This window comes from Pseudomonas sp. I2, assembly GCF_040984075.1.
Taxonomy (GTDB): Bacteria; Pseudomonadota; Gammaproteobacteria; order Pseudomonadales; family Pseudomonadaceae; genus Aquipseudomonas; species Aquipseudomonas guariconensis_B.
The window spans coordinates 100,699-117,625 of record NZ_JBCGFQ010000004.1; the positions used below are offsets into that span (position 1 = coordinate 100,699).

16 protein-coding genes are annotated in these 16,927 nt (G+C 66.3%); 9 read left to right on the top strand and 7 right to left on the bottom strand.

What is annotated here, in order from left to right; translation table 11 throughout:
- Nucleotide 1 precedes the first annotated feature (1 nt).
- Together WCE05_RS03540 and WCE05_RS03545 are read left to right on the top strand one after the other, a co-directional pair.
- Complete coding sequence (locus WCE05_RS03540; RefSeq protein WP_225788248.1) at nt 2-313, top strand: DUF485 domain-containing protein; 312 nt, start codon at nt 2-4, stop codon at nt 311-313.
- The gene (locus WCE05_RS03545) at nt 310-1,974 is read left to right on the top strand and encodes a cation acetate symporter (protein ID WP_225788247.1); all 1,665 of its coding nucleotides are present in this window, start codon (nt 310-312) and stop codon (nt 1,972-1,974) included. Before WCE05_RS03540 ends, WCE05_RS03545 begins: the two co-directional genes overlap by 4 nt.
- Nucleotides 1,975-2,039: 65 nt before the next feature.
- Here WCE05_RS03545 and WCE05_RS03550 read toward each other — a convergent pair whose 3' ends face one another.
- Nucleotides 2,040-2,192: a DUF3309 family protein gene (locus WCE05_RS03550; protein ID WP_003252624.1), complete on the bottom strand. Its 153-nt coding sequence runs from the start codon at nt 2,190-2,192 to the stop codon at nt 2,040-2,042.
- Nucleotides 2,193-2,403: 211 nt separating this feature from the next.
- Here WCE05_RS03550 and WCE05_RS03555 point away from each other — a divergent pair, with 211 nt between their 5' ends.
- The 3 genes from WCE05_RS03555 to csrA all read left to right on the top strand — a co-directional run bounded on the left by WCE05_RS03555 (nt 2,404) and on the right by csrA (nt 4,131).
- Nucleotides 2,404-3,216, top strand: coding sequence for an SDR family oxidoreductase (locus WCE05_RS03555; protein ID WP_225788246.1), 813 nt, complete (start codon nt 2,404-2,406; stop codon nt 3,214-3,216).
- A 268-nt stretch (nt 3,217-3,484) separates the two neighbouring features.
- Complete coding sequence (locus WCE05_RS03560; RefSeq protein ID WP_225788245.1) at nt 3,485-3,817, top strand: YnfA family protein; 333 nt, start codon at nt 3,485-3,487, stop codon at nt 3,815-3,817.
- Between the two features lie 128 nt (nt 3,818-3,945).
- Nucleotides 3,946-4,131: a carbon storage regulator CsrA gene (gene csrA, locus WCE05_RS03565; RefSeq protein ID WP_368815446.1), complete on the top strand. Its 186-nt coding sequence runs from the start codon at nt 3,946-3,948 to the stop codon at nt 4,129-4,131.
- Nucleotides 4,132-4,207: 76 nt separating this feature from the next.
- Here the strand turns inward: csrA and WCE05_RS03570 are convergent, their stop codons facing one another.
- From WCE05_RS03570 to mnmC, 5 genes are all read right to left on the bottom strand, one after another.
- Nucleotides 4,208-4,435, bottom strand: coding sequence for a YheU family protein (locus tag WCE05_RS03570; RefSeq protein ID WP_225788243.1), 228 nt, complete (start codon nt 4,433-4,435; stop codon nt 4,208-4,210).
- Nucleotides 4,436-4,490: 55 nt separating this feature from the next.
- The gene (locus WCE05_RS03575; RefSeq protein WP_225788242.1) at nt 4,491-5,675 is read right to left on the bottom strand and encodes an osmoprotectant NAGGN system M42 family peptidase; all 1,185 of its coding nucleotides are present in this window, start codon (nt 5,673-5,675) and stop codon (nt 4,491-4,493) included.
- A gap of 125 nt (nt 5,676-5,800) precedes the next feature.
- A complete protein-coding gene (gene ngg / locus WCE05_RS03580; RefSeq protein WP_368815447.1) occupies nt 5,801-7,543 on the bottom strand; it encodes an N-acetylglutaminylglutamine synthetase in 1,743 nt (580 codons plus the stop codon).
- Between the two features lie 3 nt (nt 7,544-7,546).
- On the bottom strand, nt 7,547-9,334 hold the full coding sequence (locus WCE05_RS03585) for an N-acetylglutaminylglutamine amidotransferase (protein WP_225788240.1): 1,788 nt from the start codon (nt 9,332-9,334) through the stop codon (nt 7,547-7,549).
- A 152-nt stretch (nt 9,335-9,486) separates the two neighbouring features.
- On the bottom strand, nt 9,487-11,472 hold the full coding sequence (gene mnmC / locus WCE05_RS03590) for a bifunctional tRNA (5-methylaminomethyl-2-thiouridine)(34)-methyltransferase MnmD/FAD-dependent 5-carboxymethylaminomethyl-2-thiouridine(34) oxidoreductase MnmC (protein ID WP_253167946.1): 1,986 nt from the start codon (nt 11,470-11,472) through the stop codon (nt 9,487-9,489).
- A 214-nt stretch (nt 11,473-11,686) separates the two neighbouring features.
- On the opposite strand from mnmC, the gene pap reads away from it, so the two are divergent.
- Nucleotides 11,687-13,174, top strand: a complete 1,488-nt coding sequence (gene pap, locus WCE05_RS03595) for a polyphosphate:AMP phosphotransferase (RefSeq protein ID WP_225788238.1) — start codon at nt 11,687-11,689, stop codon at nt 13,172-13,174.
- A gap of 156 nt (nt 13,175-13,330) precedes the next feature.
- Complete coding sequence (locus WCE05_RS03600; protein ID WP_225788237.1) at nt 13,331-14,293, top strand: DMT family transporter; 963 nt, start codon at nt 13,331-13,333, stop codon at nt 14,291-14,293.
- Between the two features lie 120 nt (nt 14,294-14,413).
- Here the strand turns inward: WCE05_RS03600 and WCE05_RS03605 are convergent, their stop codons facing one another.
- Nucleotides 14,414-15,808, bottom strand: coding sequence for a class II fumarate hydratase (locus WCE05_RS03605; protein WP_225788236.1), 1,395 nt, complete (start codon nt 15,806-15,808; stop codon nt 14,414-14,416).
- Between the two features lie 157 nt (nt 15,809-15,965).
- On the opposite strand from WCE05_RS03605, the gene WCE05_RS03610 reads away from it, so the two are divergent.
- Both WCE05_RS03610 and WCE05_RS03615 read left to right on the top strand, forming a co-directional pair.
- Entirely contained in the window at nt 15,966-16,487 is a 522-nt protein-coding gene (locus WCE05_RS03610) for a DUF2059 domain-containing protein (protein WP_225788235.1), read from the top strand.
- Between the two features lie 11 nt (nt 16,488-16,498).
- A complete protein-coding gene (locus WCE05_RS03615; protein ID WP_368815448.1) occupies nt 16,499-16,795 on the top strand; it encodes a BolA family protein in 297 nt (98 codons plus the stop codon).
- Nucleotides 16,796-16,927: the final 132 nt, after the last annotated feature.

Consider the following 16,927-nt stretch of genomic DNA (forward strand, 5'->3'; position numbering starts at 1 on the left):
AATGAACGACAGCATCTACCAATCGATACAGAACAGTCCGCGCTTCAAGGAACTTGTCACCAAGCGCGAGCGTTTCGCCTGGATCCTCTCGGCGATCATGCTCGGCCTGTACTGTGCCTTCATCCTCCTCATCGCCTACGGTCCGCAGGTACTGGGCGCCAAGCTCAGTGTCGGCTCGTCGATCACCTGGGGTATCCCCCTGGGCGTCGGCCTGATCGTCTCGGCATTCATCCTCACCGCCATCTACGTGCGTCGCGCCAATGGCGAGTTCGATGAGCTGAACAAGGAAATCCTCAAGGAGGCGCAGCAATGATCCGCCAAACCAAAGCCTTGGCCGTGCTGGCCTTCGGTGCCTTCGCACCCGCCGTGTGGGCCGCCGACGCCCTGACCGGCGAGGTGCACAAGCAGCCGCTCAACGTCTCGGCGATCGTCATGTTCCTGGCTTTCGTCTGCTTCACCCTGGGGATTACCTACTGGGCCTCCAAACGTAACAAGTCGGCGTCCGACTATTATGCCGCCGGCGGCCGTATCACGGGCTTCCAGAACGGCCTGGCGATCGCCGGCGACTACATGTCGGCGGCCTCCTTCCTGGGGATTTCCGCCCTGGTGTTCACCTCCGGCTACGACGGCCTGATCTACTCGATCGGCTTCCTGGTCGGCTGGCCGATCATCCTCTTCCTGATCGCCGAGCGCCTGCGCAACCTGGGCAAGTACACCTTCGCCGACGTGGCCTCGTACCGCCTTGGGCAGAAGGAGATCCGCACCCTGTCGGCCTCTGGCTCGCTGGTGGTGGTGGCGTTCTACCTGATCGCCCAGATGGTCGGTGCCGGCAAGCTGATCCAGCTGCTGTTCGGCCTGGACTACCACGTCGCGGTGATCCTGGTGGGTATCCTGATGTGCCTGTACGTGCTGTTCGGCGGCATGCTGGCCACCACCTGGGTACAGATCATCAAGGCCGTGCTGCTGCTCTCCGGTGCCAGCTTCATGGCGCTGATGGTGATGAAGCACGTGGGCTTCGACTTCAACACCCTGTTCTCCGAAGCGATCAAGGTGCACGCCAAGGGTGAGGCGATCATGAGCCCGGGCGGCCTGGTCAAGGACCCGATCTCGGCGTTCTCCCTGGGCCTGGCGCTGATGTTCGGTACCGCCGGCCTGCCGCACATCCTGATGCGCTTCTTCACCGTCAGCGACGCCAAGGAAGCGCGCAAGAGCGTGCTCTACGCCACTGGCTTCATCGGCTACTTCTACATCCTGACCTTCATCATCGGCTTCGGCGCGATCCTGCTGGTCAGCACCAACCCGGACTTCAAGGACGCCGCCGGCGCCCTGATCGGCGGTAACAACATGGCAGCGGTGCACCTGGCCAACGCCGTGGGTGGCAGCGTGTTCCTCGGCTTCATCTCGGCGGTGGCCTTCGCCACTATCCTGGCGGTGGTCGCGGGCCTGACCCTGGCCGGTGCCTCGGCGGTGTCCCATGACCTGTACGCCAGCGTCTGGCGCAAGGGCAAGGCCAACGACAAGGACGAGATCCGCGTGTCGAAGATCACCACCATCGCCCTGGGCGTGCTGGCGATCGGCCTGGGCATCCTGTTCGAGAACCAGAACATCGCCTTCATGGTCGGTCTGGCCTTCTCCATCGCTGCCAGCTGCAACTTCCCGGTGCTGCTGCTCTCGATGTACTGGAAGAAACTGACCACCCGTGGCGCCATGATCGGCGGCTGGATGGGCCTGGTCAGCGCGGTGGGCCTGATGGTCCTCGGCCCGACCATCTGGGTGCAGATCCTCGGCCACGAGAAGGCGATCTACCCGTACGAGTACCCGGCGCTGTTCTCCATGATCATCGCCTTCATCGGCATCTGGTTCTTCTCGGTCACCGACAAGTCCAAGGCCGCCGACGAAGAGCGTGCGCTGTTCTTCCCGCAGTTCGTGCGTTCGCAGACTGGCCTGGGGGCCTCCGGCGCCGTCTCCCACTGATAGCGCAGGCCTGACGGCAAGCCGCAAGCGAGTGCCTGGTGCACTGGCTTGCGGCTTTTTCTTTTCTAGATCATGCCCAGCAACAACAGCACCAGCAGGATCACCAGCACCACGCCGATGATGCCGGAGGGGCCATAGCCCCAACTGCGCGAGTGAGGAAAGACCGGTAAGCCACCAATCAACAGCAGGATCAGGATGATGATGAGGATCGTGGTCATGGCGGAGTCCTTGCGTGGTTGAGGGTCAAGGGCCTCGGAATGCTGGCCTCTTGATAATTCCGACTGGGGGCGATGGCTAAAGATTCCATTTGCGGTCAGTTGGGGCTGCTCTGCAGCCATGCTCCTGCATTCACCAGCCTGATAGCAGCGCCCTGCACGCCAGGCCTTGTATAGACTCCCTCCATCACCTGTCAGCACAAGGCTTGCCACCATGCACGACCGCATCATGATCACCGGAGCCGGCTCCGGCCTCGGCCGCGAGATTGCCCTGCGCTGGGCCCGCGATGGCTGGCGCCTGGCGCTGGCAGACGTCAACGAGGCCGGGCTGCGCCAGACCCTCGAACGGGTCCGCGAGGCCGGTGGCGACGGTTTCGCCCAGCGTTGCGACGTGCGCGACTACAGCCAGCTCACCGCCCTGGCCCAGGCCTGCGAGGAGCAGTTCGGCGGCATCGACGTGATCGTCAACAACGCCGGGGTGGCCTCGGGCGGTTTCTTCGCCGAGCTGTCCCTGGAGGACTGGGACTGGCAGATCGCGGTCAACCTGATGGGCGTGGTCAAGGGCTGCAAGGCTTTCCTGCCGCTGCTCGAGCGCAGCAAGGGGCGGATCGTCAACATCGCCTCCATGGCTGCGCTGATGCAGGGGCCGGGGATGAGCAACTACAACGTGGCCAAGGCCGGCGTGCTGGCCCTCTCGGAGAGCCTGCTGGTCGAGTTGCGCGCGTTGGACGTGGCGGTGCATGTGGTGTGCCCATCGTTCTTCCAGACCAACCTGCTCGACTCCTTCCGTGGGCCGAACCCGGCCATGAAGGCCCAGGTCGGCAAGCTGCTGGAGGGTTCGCCGATCAGCGCCGCCGAGATCGCCGACTACATCCATGCCCAGGTGGCCGCTGGGGTGTTTCTCATCCTGCCCCATGAGGCTGGGCGCCAGGCCTGGGAGTTGAAGCGCCAGGCGCCGGCGCGGCTGTATGACGAGATGGCCGACATGGCGGCGAAGATGCGGGCCAAGGGGCGTAGTGGTACCTGATGTATCTTGGGGCCGCTGTGCGGCCCATCGCCGGCAAGCCCCACAAGGGATGTGGGGCATTCTTCAGATCAGGCTCCCAGGGAGGTGGGCCATTCTTCAGATCAGCGCTATCCCTGTGGGAGCGGGCTTGCCCGCGATGGGCTGCAACGCAGCCCCAAGGACCCTGGCTGACCGGTGCTGGAGCGTACCTTGCGCGAACCGGACGCTCTGGCCAGGGCGCTCGATCAGGTATGCTGTGCGCCGCTTTGGACTGGCAAGGGTGCCTGGCGTGATCAATTACCTGTGGTTCTTCCTGGCGGCGATGTTCGAGATCGCCGGCTGCTATGCCTTCTACCTGTGGCTGCGGCTGGGCAAGAGTGCCTGGTGGCTGCTGCCGGCGCTGGTCAGCCTGACCTTGTTCGGGCTGATCCTCACCCGCGTCGAGGCCGCCTATGCCGGTCGGGCCTACGCCGCCTATGGCGGTATCTACATCGTCTCCTCGCTGCTCTGGCTGGCGCTGGTGGAGCGGGCGCGGCCACTGGGCAGCGACTGGATCGGCGCACTGCTGTGCGTCGTCGGGGCGACCATCATCGTGTTCGGGCCACGGCTGCAACAGGGCTGAAACCAGGCGATTTCTGTAGGGATAGTTACCCGTCTGCGTAGGCTGCGTCTATTTAATGGGTGAAGTGTTGAGTGGCCGAATGTACCCGATGCAGTCTCCGATTTTCCCTTGGGGTGGAGGATCGGATCATGCTGGTTATAGGGCGCGAAGTCGGGCAGGTCATCAACATCGGTGACGACATCCAGCTCAAGATCATGGCGATCGATGGCGGTGTGGTGCGTTTCGGCATCAGTGCGCCGCGCCAGGTCCAGGTGCATCGGGCGGAGGTCTACAGGCGCATCAAGGAAAAGGTCGAGCGGCAGTCTGATGGCTGACAGGGGGCTATTCGCGGCCCCAAATGGCAATTCGAAGTCTTGTCTGACCGTATTGAGCGAGCCAACCGCTTCCCCGCTACTCAAGCCACTCCCGCGGCACCTCATGCCGGGCCAGCAGTTGGCACTGCTGGCTCTCGGGGTCGAACAGGATGAATGCCTGCCCCTTGGCCAGGGCCTGGCGTACTCGCAGCACGCGGGTTTCCAGCGGCGTGTCGTCACCGTTGTCGGTGCCGTCGCGGGTGACGAAGTCCTCGATCAGGCGGGTCAGGGTTTCGGCTTGCAGTTGGTCGTAGGGGATCAGCATGGCGGGCAGGGTTCGTTCATGAATGCCGCCATGCTACGCCAAACCCGCCGGGACATCAGCTTTTGTTGCCCAGCAGGCTGTCCACCGCCGGGACCCGGGTATCGCTTTCCATCTGCGCGTCGTGCTCCAACTGGTGGCTGAAGCGCTCGAGGGAGGCATTGGCCGGTTGCGAGTCGCTGGCGAACACCGGCGGGCTGAGCAGGTAGCCGGTCAGCAGGCGGCTGAGCGCTGCCAGGCTGTCGATGTGGGTACGCTCGTAGCCGTGGGTGGCGTCGCAACCGAAGGCCACCAGGGCGGTGCGGATGTCGTGGCCAGCAGTCACCGCCGAGTGGGCATCGCTGAAGTAGTAGCGGAACAGGTCGCGGCGCACCGGCAGGTCCTGGTCGGCGGCGAGCTTGAGCAGATGGCGCGACAGGTGATAGTCGTAGGGCCCGGAGGAGTCCTGCATGGCCACGCTCACCGCATGCTCGCTGGAGGCCTGGCCCGGTGCCACCGGGGCGATGTCGATGCCGACGAATTCGCTGACGTCCCAGGGCAGCGCCGCGGCGGCGCCGGAGCCGGTCTCCTCGGTGATGGTGAACAGCGGGTGGCAGTCGATCAGCGGCTGGCGGCCGCTCTCCACAACGGCCTTGAGCGCCGCCAGCAGCGCCGCCACGCCGGCCTTGTCGTCCAGGTGTCGGGCACTGATGTGGCCGCTCTCGGTGAACTCTGGCAGCGGGTCGAAGGCGACGAAGTCGCCGATGGCGATGCCCAGCGCCTCGCAGTCGGCGCGGGTGGTGCAGTAGGCGTCCAGGCGCACTTCCACGTGCTCCCAACTGATCGGCATCTGGTCGATGGCGGTGTTGAAGGCATGCCCGCTGGCCATCAGCGGCAGCACGCTGCCCCGGTACACGCCGGTGTCGGTGAACACACTGACCCGGCTGCCTTCGGCGAAGCGGCTGGACCAGCAGCCTACCGGCGCCAGGGCCAGGCGGCCGTTGTCGAGCAGTTGGCGCACGCTGGCGCCGATGGTGTCCAGGTGCGCCGAGACGGCGCGGTCGGGCGAACTCTGCCGGCCCTTGACGGTGGCACGGATGGTGCCCCGGCGGGTCAGCTCGAAGGGGATGCCCATCTCGTCCAGGCGTTCGGCCACATAGCGCACGATGGTGTCGGTGAAGCCGGTAGGGCTGGGGATGGCGAGCATCTCCAGGAGGACTTTCTTCAGGTAGTCCAGGTCGGGTTCGGGATGTCGGTCCGGCATGTCCATTCCTCTGTTGGCATGGGCTGGGTGATGCATGGCTGACGCCTGTGGAGGGGGCACTTCGTGGGAGCGGCCTTGTGTCGCGAAAGGGCCGCTCCCACGAAGGCTGCTCCTGCAAGCGTGCGTCAGGCCAGCGGCCGGCTGTGCGGGAACAGCAGGTCGACGAAGCGTTCGGCGGTAGGTTGCGGTTCGTGGTTGGCCAGGCCGACCCGTTCGTTGGCCTCGATGATCACGTAGTCCGGCTGGCTGGCGTCGCGCACCATCAGGTCGAGGCCCACCACTGGGATGTCCAGGGCACGGGCGGCGCGTACCGCGGCATCGGCCAGCACTGGGTGCAGGCGCTCGGTGACGTCCTCCAGGGTGCCGCCGGTGTGCAGGTTGGCGGTGCGGCGCACGGCCAGGCGCTGGCCGGCCGGTAACACGCTCGTATAGTCAAGGCCCACGGCGCGCAGGGTGCGCTCGGTTTCCTCGTCCACCGGGATACGGCTCTCGCCACCGGTGGCAGCCTGGCGCCGACGGCTCTGGGCTTCGATCAGCGCGCCGATGCTGTGCTTGCCGTCGCCGATCACCTGGGCCGGATGGCGGATCGCCGCGGCGACCACTTCGAAGCCGATCACCACGATGCGCAGGTCCAGCCCCGGGTGGTAGCTCTCCAGCAGCACGCGGCTGTCGAAGCGGCGAGCCTGCTCGATGGCCTGGCTGACCTCCTCATGGCTGCGCAGGTCGACTGCCACGCCCTGGCCTTGCTCGCCATCCACTGGCTTGACCACCACTGCGTGGTGTTCTTCGAGAAAGGCCAGGTTGTCGTCGGCATTGCCCGCCAGCTGTTGCACCGGCACCTGCAGGCCGGCGGCCTGCAGGGTGTGCTGGGTCAGGCGCTTGTCCTGGCAGAGGGTCATGCTCACCGCGCTGGTCAGGTCACTCAACGATTCCCTGCACCGGACCCGGCGCCCGCCGAGGCTCAGGGTGAACAGGCCGGCGGCGGCATCGTCCACCTGCACCTCGATGCCCCGGCGGAAGGCTTCGTCGACGATGATCCGGGCATAGGGGTTGAGTTCGGCCTCGGGGCCGGGGCCGAGGAACAGCTGCTGGTTGATGCCGTTCTTGCGCTTGACGGCGAAGGTCGGCAGGTTGCGAAACCCCAGCTTCTGGTACAGGCGCTTGGCCTGGCGGTTGTCGTGCAGCACCGACAGGTCGAGGTAGGCAAGGCCGCGGCTCATGAAGTGCTCGATCAGGTGGCGTACCAGCACCTCGCCGACGCCCGGGCGGCTGCACTGCGGGTCGACCGCCAGGCACCACAGGCTGCAGCCATGCTCCGGGTCGTCGAAGGCTTTGTCGTGGTTCAGCCCCATGACACTGCCGATCACCGCACCGGTGTCTTCGTCCTCGGCCAGCCAGTACACCGGCCCGCCGAGGTGACGCGGGGTGAGCAGCTCGGGGTCGACCGGCAGCATGCCGCGAGCCTGGTACAGGGCGTTGATCGCCTGCCAGTCGGCCTCGGCCTGCGCCCGGCGGATACGAAAGCCGCGGAACACCCGTTGCGCCGGGCGGTAGTCGGTGAACCACAGGCGCAGGGTGTCCGACGGGTCGAGGAACAGTTGCTGTGGGGCTTGGGCCAGCACCTGCTGGGGGGCGGCCACGTACAAGGCGATGTCGCGCTCGCCAGGGCGTTCGTCGAGCAGCGCCTCGGCGAGCACGGCCGAGTCAGGGTAGGTGTGGCCGATCAGCAGGCGGCCCCAGCCGCAGTGCACGGCACGCGGCTGGTCGTGGGGTTCGCTGCCGTCGCCGGCCAGGCGCGCCTGCAGGCGCTCGTACGAAGGGGCTTGCCCGCGAAGCAGGCGCTGACCGTAGGCAGTATGGGCTTTCATCGGTCAGATTCCTTGTTCGCTGAGCCACAGGTTCAGGGCCGCCAGTTGCCACAGCTTGGAGCCGCGCAGCGGGGTGAGCTGGCCGTGGGGATTGCTCAGCAGGCGGTCGAGCATCGCCGGGTTGAACAGGCCACGGTCCTGGCTCGGGTCGGTCAGCAGCTCGCGTACCCAGTCCAGCGTGGCGCCTTGCAGGTGCTTGAGGCCGGGCACCGGGAAGTAGCCTTTCTTGCGATCGATCACTTCGTGGGGGATGACCCGACGCGCAGCGGCCTTGAGCACCTGCTTGCCACCGTCCGGCAGCTTGAAGCGTGCCGGGATGCGCGCCGACAGTTCCACCAGGCGGTAGTCGAGGAACGGCGTGCGCGCCTCCAGGCCCCAAGCCATGGTCATGTTGTCGACGCGCTTGACCGGGTCGTCCACCAGCATCACCGTGCTGTCCAGGCGCAGTGCCTTGTCCACCGCCTCGGACGCACCGGGGCGGGCGAAGTGCTCGCGGACGAATTCGCCGGCCACGTCGGTCTCCAGCAGCCAGGGCGCCAGCACCGTGTCGCGGTATTCGGCGTGGCTGCGGTCGAAGAAGGCTTCGCGGTAGGCGGTGTAGGCATCGTCGGCGCCATCGACCTGCGGGTACCAGTGATAGCCGGCGAACAGCTCGTCGGCGCCCTGGCCGCTCTGCACGCCCTTGCAGTGCTTGGCCACCTCCCGCGAAAGCAGGTAGAAGGCGATGCAGTCGTGGCTGACCATCGGCTCGCTCATGGCGCGGAAGGCGGCCGGCAACTGCTCGATGATCTCGCTTTCGGCGATGCGCAACTGGTGGTGACGGGTGCCGTAGTGACGGGCGATCAGGTCTGAGTATTGGAACTCGTCGCCGCGCTCGCCGCCGGCGTCCTCGAAGCCGATGGAGAAGGTCGACAGGTCGTCCACGCCGACGTCTCGCAGCAGGCCGACCAACAGGCTGGAGTCGACGCCACCGGACAGCAGCACGCCCACGTCCACCGCCGCGCGCTGGCGGATCGCCACGGCATCGCGGGTGGCGTCGAGCACGCGGGTGGTCCAGTCGTCCAAGTCCAGCTCTTGTTCGTCAGGGTTGGGGCCGTAGTGCAGTTGCCACCAGGTCTGGCGTTCTACCTGGCCATGGCGGTCGAGGCGCATCCAGGTGCCTGGCTCGAGTTTCTGCACGTTGGCCAGCAGGGTGCGCGGTGCAGGGACCACGGCGTGGAAGTTGAGGTAGTGGTTGAGCGCGACAGGGTCGAGCACCGGGTCGATGTCGCCGCCCTTGAGCAGCGCCGGCAGGCTCGAGGCGAACCGCAGGCGCTCGCCATTGCGCGACAGGTACAGGGGCTTGACGCCGAGGCGGTCGCGGGCGAGGAACAGGCGCTGGTTGTCGCGCTCCCAGATGGCCAGGGCGAACATGCCGTTGAGCTTGGGCAGCAGTGCCGCGCCCCAGGCGTGGTAGCCCTTGAGCAGCACTTCGGTGTCGCCGTCGGAGAAGAAGGTGTAGCCCAGGTCCTGCAGCTCTTGGCGCAGTTCCGGGAAGTTGTAGATGGCGCCGTTGAAGGCCAGCGACAGGCCTAGGGTGTTGTCGATCATGGGCTGGGCCGAGCCGTCGGACAGGTCCATGATTTTCAGGCGGCGGTGGCCGAGGGCGATCGGGCCCTGGCTATGGAAGCCCCAGGCGTCGGGGCCACGGGGTGCCAGGTGATGGGTCATGCGCTCCACCGCGGCGAGATCCGCCGGGCGAGGGGCTTGGTCGATGGGGGTGAAACGAAACTCTCCTGCTAATCCGCACATAGGTCCTTACCGGTTTTGCCGTTGGGGAAGTCTTTTTTAGGTATACCCCGAAATGGGGTGGTATGGAACCGACCTTTGAGATTTATGAGAGTTTTAGAACGATTTGCTATAAGCGTGGATGTTGGGGGCCGCTTCGTGCCCCCAAGGAGTCCCTACTTGCCGCGAATCAACCTGCGCAACGCAAAGCGATTCGGGTGACAGGCCTCGGCCACCGCGCGAGGCACCGGCAGGGGCTCGCCACTGGCCCAGGCCGCGATCAGCTCACCGCTCAAGGGCGCCGTGATCAACCCCCGCGAGCCATGCCCGCTGTTCACGTACAGCCCTTCCAGCCACGGGCAGGTGGTGTCGGGCACCTGGCGGGCATCCTTGGCCAGCACCGCATAGGCCTCGGCGAACGCCTGGGCATCGGCCAGCGGCCCGACGATCGGCAGGTAGTCGGGGCTGGTGCAGCGGAACGCCGCGCGGCCCTCCAGGTGTTCTGGGTCTAACTCATCGGTGTGCAGTCGCTGGGCAAGATCGGTGGAAATCGCCTCCAACAAAGCCAAGTTGCCTTGGTGTTCGGCGACAGTCGGCGCAAGGTCGTCACTGTGGAAGTCGAAGCTGGCGCCCAGGGTATGCTCGCCCTCGCGCGGGGGCGCCACGTAGCCTTCGGCACAGACCACCGTGCGCAAGGCGCGGCTGGCTTCGGTGCTGGGCAGGCGGGTAACTTGCCCGCGGATACGTTTGAGCGGCAGGCCGGCGCAAGGCGCGAAACGACGCACGTCGGCGGCGCCGGCCAGCACCACCAGCGGCGCACTGGCCAGCAGGCGCTCGCCATCCCAGGCCTGCCACAGGCCGTCGGCCTTGCGCAGCTCGATCACCTCGTGGTGCGCCAGCACGCGGATGCGTGGGTGCTGCAATTGCGCCTGGCACAGGGCCGGCGGATGCACCCAGCCGCCCTCGGGATAGAACAGCCCGCCAGCAGGCAGGGCCACGCCGGCCAGCGTTTCGGCCTGGGCCTGGTCGAGCGGCTGCAGCAGGCTGCAGTCGAAGGCCTGGGCCAGCTTGGCCTGGCGTTGCGCTTCCGGGGCGTCGAAGGCCAGTTGCAGAACGCCACAGGCGTCCCAGTCCTGGCCGCGTCGCAGGCGCTGCAGCCAGCGACGGGTATAGCCGAAACCGGCGAGGATCATCTGCGACAGGGCGGTGCCATGGGCCGAGAGCTTGAGGTACAGCACGCCCTGGGGGTTGCCGGAGGCTTCCCGGGCGGGGGCGTCGTGGCGCTCCAGCACGCTGACCTGCCAGCCGCGCGCGGCGAGGCTGGCGGCACTGGCGCTGCCGGCCAGGCCCGCACCGATGACCAGGGCCTGGCGTGCGCCGGGCATTGGCCGGGGGCGGGCATACCAAGAGGCCGGCCGCGAGGGCACGGGCTGCTCGGCGGGCCAGCCCTGGAAGTCGCCGCGCATGATCTCCCATTTCTTGCCGATGCCCGGCACCTTGTGCATGGCGAAGCCTGCGGCGATCAGGCCCCGGCGGACCCAGCCGGTGGTGGTGAAGGTGCCCAGGGTGGTGCCCGGGTGCGATAGCCGCGCCAGTTGCGCGAACAGCTCGGGCGTCCACATGTCGGGGTTTTTCGCGGGGGCGAAACCGTCGAGGAACCAGGCGTCGACCTGGGCATCGAGTTGGGGCAGTTGCTCGAGCGCATCGCCGACCAGCAATGTCAGGGTGACCCGCCCATCCGCGAAGGAGAACTGCTGGAACCCCGGATGAATCGCCACGTATTGCGCCAACAGCGGTTGCCAATAGGGCGCCAGCTCCGGCCACAGCTGCACGGCGCGTGCGAGGTCGTCATGACTGAGCGGGTACTTCTCGACACTGACGAAATGCAGGCGGGCCTCGTCAGGCGCCTGTTCGGCGAACAACTGCCAGGCGCAGAAGAAATTCATGCCGGTCCCGAAGCCTGTCTCGCCGATCACCAGGCAGGCGCCGGGCGCCAGTTCGGCGAAGCGCTGACGCAAGTGGTTCTGTTCGAGGAAGACGTGTTCGGTCTCCGCCACGCCCTCGTTCTTGGAGAAATAGACGTCGTCGTACTGCCGCGAATGAGGTCGGCCCTGGTCGTCCCAGTCGATTTGGGCGTGTTGGGGAAGGCGGGTATCTGGCATGGTCGTTTCAATTGCGGGTGATCGGGGAGCTGCAAGCTTCAAGCTGCAAGTTACGAGATGGTGCGCATGGTGGCACGGCCTACACTTTCTTGCAGCTTGCAGCTTGCAGCTTGCAGCTTGCAGCTTGCAGCTTGCAGCTTGCAGCTTGCAGCTTGCAGCTTGCAGCCCCGACTTCCGCTAGTCTTGCTTATCCATTGAAGGAGCCCAGGCAAGCATGTTCGAATCCGCCGAAATAGGCCACAGCATCGACAAGGAGGCTTTCGACGCCGAAGTGCCCGCCCTGCGCGAGGCGCTGCTCGAGGCCCAGTACGAACTCAAGCAGCAGGCGCGCTTTCCGGTGATCGTGCTGATCAACGGCGTCGAGGGCGCCGGCAAGGGCGAGACGGTCAAGCTGCTCAACGAGTGGATGGACCCCCGCCTGATCGAGGTGCGCACCTTCGACCAGCAGACCGACGAGGAACTGGCGCGGCCGCCGGCCTGGCGCTATTGGCGAGCGTTGCCGCCGAAAGGGCGCATGGGGGTATTCTTCGGCAACTGGTACAGCCAGATGCTCCAAGGCCGGGTCCATGGCCTGTTCAAGGACGCGGTGCTCGATCAAGCCATCACCGGGGCCGAGCGCCTGGAGCAGATGCTCTGCGACGAGGGCGCGCTGATCATCAAGTTCTGGTTCCACCTGTCCAAGAAACAGATGAAGGCTCGCCTCAAGGCGCTCAAGGACGACCCGTTGCACAGTTGGCGCATCAGCCCGCTGGACTGGCAGCAGTCGCAGACCTACGACCGCTTCGTGCGTTTCGGCGAGCGGGTGCTGCGCCGTACCAGCCGCGACTATGCACCCTGGCACATCATCGAAGGCGTCGACCCGTACTACCGCAGCCTGGCGGTGGGGCGCATCCTGCTGGAGAGCCTGCAGGCGGCCCTGGCCAGCGAGCCGAAGGGCAAGCACAAGGGCAACGTCGCGCCCCTGGGCCGCAGCATCGACCAGAAGAGCCTGCTCGGCGCGCTGGACCTGAGCCAGCGCCTGGACAAGCGCGACTACCAGGAGCAGTTGGTCACCGAGCAGGCGCGCCTGGCCGGTCTGCTGCGCCACAAGCAGATGCGCCGCCACGCCCTGGTGGCGGTGTTCGAGGGTAACGACGCGGCAGGCAAGGGCGGTGCGATCCGCCGCGTCGCCGCCGCGCTCGACCCGCGCCAGTACCGCATCGTGCCGGTCGCCGCGCCCACCGAGGAGGAGCGCGCCCAGCCGTACCTGTGGCGCTTCTGGCGACACATCCCGGCGCGAGGCAAGTTCACCATCTTCGACCGCTCCTGGTATGGCCGTGTACTGGTGGAGCGGGTCGAGGGCTTCTGCACCCCCGCCGACTGGATGCGCGCCTATGGCGAGATCAACGATTTCGAGGAGCAGTTGAGCAACGCCGGCGTGGTGCTGGTCAAGTTCTGGCTGGCGATCGACCCGCAGACCCAGCTGGAGCGTTTCGAGGAGCGCGAGCAGATTCCCTTCAAGCGCTACAAGATCACCGAGGAAGACTGGCGCAACCGTGACAAGTGGGATGTCTATGCCGAGGCGGTGGGCGACATGGTCGATCGCACCAGCACCGAGATCGCGCCCTGGACCTTGGTCGAGGCCAACGACAAGCGCTGGGCGCGGGTCAAGGTACTGCGCACCATCAACGAGGCGCTGGAAGCGGCATTCGACAAGAAGTAGTCGTGGTGCGCTTTCAAGCTTCAAGCTTGCAGCCCGCCTGCCATGCCTGGGGGGAATGACCTGATGAAATCTTTTCCAGGCACTTCCCGCCAGCCAATCACAGCAAACCCTTAGAATTTCAGCACCCCCACCAAAGGGCTTGAGATCGAGGACGTTATGCACATTTCTTCCGGACGCTGGGTCTATGGCCTGTTCCTGGCACTTCTGACCGCGTTGCTCTGGGGCATCCTGCCGATCAAGCTCAAGCAGGTCCTGCAGGTGATGGACCCGGTGACCGTCACCTGGTATCGCCTGCTGGTCTCCGGCAGCCTGCTGTTCGCCTGGCTGGCGGCCAACCGGCGGTTGCCGTCGTTCGGCAAGCTCGGGCCCAAGGGCAAGGGGCTGGTGGCGCTGGCTGTGTGCGGCCTGATGGGTAACTACGTGCTTTACCTGGTCGGGCTGAACCTGCTCAGCCCCGGCACCGCGCAACTGGTGGTACAGATCGGCCCGGTGCTGTTGCTGGTGGCCAGTGTGTTCGTGTTCAAGGAGCGCTTCAGCCTGGGGCAGGGCCTGGGGTTGCTGGTGCTGCTGGCGGGCTTTGGCCTGTTCTTCAACCAGCGCCTGGAAGAGCTGCTGACCTCCCTGGGCACCTACACCACCGGTGTGCTGACCATCCTCCTGGCGACCAGCATCTGGGTGTTCTACGCCCTGAGCCAGAAGCAACTGCTGACCGTCTGGCATTCCCAGCAGGTGATGATGGTGATCTACCTGTGCTGCGCCTTGCTACTGACGCCCTGGGTGCACCCGCTCGAAGCGCTGCGACTGACCCCCGTGCAGGGCTGGTTGCTGCTGGCGTGCTGCCTGAACACCCTCGTGGCCTACGGCGCGTTCGCCGAGGCCCTGGCCCATTGGGAAGCCTCGCGGGTCAGCGCGACCCTGGCCCTGACGCCGCTGGTGACCTTCGTCGCGGTGGCCGTGGCGGCCTGGGTGTGGCCGGAGTATGTGCATGCCGAAGACATCAATGCCCTGGGCTATCTCGGCGCGGTGACGGTCGTGGTCGGGTCGGCGCTGGTGGCCCTGGGGCCTTCGCTGGTGGCCGGATGGCGGGCCCGGCGGGCGCGGTTGGCTCAGGTGCACTGAGCGCGGGTCGGCACCGACGCCGGTCAGGCCTGTAATCCTGGGGCTGCTTTGCAACCCATCGCCGGCTTGCCGGCGATGGGGCGCGAAGCGGCCCTGAACGCCCGTCCAGGTGACGAAGACTCAGCCCTTGGCACCGGGGGCGAGCATGTTCTGCGGCCTTACCCACTGGTCGAACTGCTCATTGGTCAGGTACTTCAACTCCAGCGCCGCCTCGCGCAGGGTCTTGCCCTCGCTGTAGGCCTTCTTGGCGATCTCCGCGGCCTTGTCGTAGCCGATGTGCGGGTTGAGCGCGGTCACCAGCATCAGCCCTCGCTCCAGGTGCGCGGCCATCTGCTCGGCATCCGGCTCGATGCCGGCCACGCAGTGCTGCTGGAAGTTGCGGCAGCCATCGGCCAGCAGCTCGATCGACTGCAGCAGGTTGTGGATGATCACCGGCTTGAACACGTTCAACTGCAGGTGCCCCTGGCTGGCGGCGAAACCGATCGCCGCATCGTTGCCCAGCACCTGGCAGGCCAGCATGGAGAGCGCCTCGCACTGGGTCGGGTTGACCTTGCCCGGCATGATCGAGCTGCCTGGTTCGTTGGCCGGCAGGCGCACCTCGGCAAGCCCCGCGCGTGGGCCTGAACCGAGCAGACGCAGGTCGTTGGCGATCTTCATCAGGGCCACGGCCAGGGTCTTGAGGGCTCCGGCCAAGCTGGTCAGCGGCTCATGGCCGGCGAGGGCGGCGAACTTGTTCGGCGCGGTGACGAACGGCAGCCCGGACAGCGCCGCCAGCTCGGCGGCCACGGCCTCGGCGAAGCCATGCGGGGCATTCAGGCCGGTGCCCACGGCGGTCCCGCCCTGGGCCAGCTCGCAGACCGCTGGCAGGGTGGCACGGATAGCCCGCTGGGCATAGTCGAGCTGGGCGACGAAGGCCGACACCTCCTGGCCGAAGGTGATCGGCGTGGCGTCCATCATGTGCGTGCGGCCAGTCTTGACCAGGTGCTGGTGGCGCGCCGACAGCTCCGCCAGCCCCGAGGACAGTTCGGCGATCGCCGGCAGGAGTTTCTCCTGCACCGCCTGTACCGCGGCGATGTGCATGGCGGTGGGGAAGCAGTCGTTAGAGCTCTGCGAGCGATTGACGTGGTCGTTGGGGTGCACTGGCGCCTTGCCGCCACGGCCCTTGCCGGCCAGTTCGTTGGCGCGCCCGGCGATCACCTCGTTGACGTTCATGTTACTCTGGGTGCCGCTACCGGTCTGCCAGACGACGAGCGGGAACTGGTCGTCGTGCTGGCCGGCGAGCACTTCGTCGGCAGCCTGTTCGATCAGCCGGGCGATGTCGGCCGGCAGGTCGCCATTGCGGTCGTTGACCCGTGCCGCGGCTTTCTTGATCAGCGCCAGGGCATGCAGCACGGCCAGGGGCATGCGCTCCTTGCCGATGGCGAAGTTGATCAGCGAACGCTGGGTCTGCGCGCCCCAGTAGGCGTCCTCTGGAACTTCGACCGGGCCCAGGCTGTCTGTCTCGATACGGCTCATGCTGCGTTCACTCCTTTGCGGGTTCGAAACCGCAGTTTAGGCCCTGATTCGACAGAGCGGTTCCATCGCTCGTCGTGCCACTTGAGCAGGGCGCCCGCCGCGGCGCAGAATGCTCTACTCTGAGGTATCCGCCTCCCTCTCTCATGAAGGAATTGCAATGACCCGTCTCCGTGCCCTCTGCGCCGCCGTCGCCCTGGTCTGTGCCAGCGGCCAGGTCCTCGCCGCCACCGCCAGCCACAACGCCAGCGCAGAAAAATTCCTGGTCCTGGCCAATGCCGACAAGCTGGGCACCCCGGTGTACATGCAGGTCCAGCAGATGTTCGCCCAGCGTTTCGCCCAGACCAAGGCGCCGACCTCCAAGCAGGCCGTGCTGGAGAGCTACCAGGCCAAGGCCAATGCCGCCCTGGACAACGCCATCGGCTGGAGCAAGATCAAGCCCGACATGGTCAAGCTGTACACCGACACCTTCACCGAGGCCGAGCTCAAGGACCTGGTCAAGTTCTATGAGTCGCCGCTGGGCCGCAAGGTCATGCGCGAGATGCCCAAGGTCACCCAGCAGTCGGCCCAGCTGACCCAGGCCAAGCTGGAGCCGGCGGTACCGGTGGTCAACAAGCTGCTCGAGGACATGACCAAGGAACTCGACCCGAACGCCGGCAAGGCCGCGCCAGCGAAGAAGTGAGTGCGACACCCATGAGCATGCAGCAACGCATCGAGCAGCAACTGGCTGCCCTCGGCCCACGCCATCTGGAAGTGCTCGACGAGAGCCACATGCACAGCCGTGGCCAGGAAACCCACTACAAGGCGGTGATCGTCAGCGAGCAGTTCGAGGGCCTGAACAGCGTCAAGCGCCACCAGAAGGTCTACGCCACCATGGCTGAGCTGATGAGCCAGATCCACGCCCTGGCGATCCATACCTACACGCCCGAGGAGTGGGCCCAGGTCGGCGCAGCGCCGGCATCGCCGGTGTGCGCTGGCGGCAGGCACTGAATCCTTTCCGGGATTCTGGTAGACTCCCGCGTCGATTATCGGGGCCGCTGCGCGGTCCTTTCGCGACACAAAGCCGCTCCTCCAGGTACCGCGCGGTACCTGGAGGAGCGGCTTTGTGTCGCGAAAGGGGTG